At 66.4% G+C, this 244-nt stretch carries 1 protein-coding gene; it reads left to right on the plus strand.

Annotated features, from left to right (window positions below; translation table 11 throughout):
• The coding region (locus tag ACEN88_RS36075) for a hypothetical protein (protein WP_413347179.1) at positions 1-244 on the plus strand (244 nt) is incomplete at both ends.

Genomic DNA, 244 nt, shown 5'->3' on the forward strand with positions numbered 1-244 from the left:
TTGCGGGCAGTATCCACGGTTCGGGCGGTCTGACAATCGCGGGCGGCATCGAAACCCTGAGCGGTACCAATACCTATTCAGGTGCCACCTCGATCGATCAGGGCGGCGCGCTGGCGCTGTCCGGTTCGGGCAGCATCGCTCTGTCCAGCGGCGTAGCCGACAACGGCGTGTTCGACATTGCCGCGACAAACAACGGCGCCGAAGTGCGCACGCTGTCCGGATCCGGCGCCGTGCTGCTGGGCGG

It is taken from the genome of Massilia sp. CT11-108 (genome assembly GCF_047302915.1).
Taxonomy (GTDB): domain Bacteria; phylum Pseudomonadota; class Gammaproteobacteria; order Burkholderiales; family Burkholderiaceae_D; genus Telluria; species Telluria orientalis.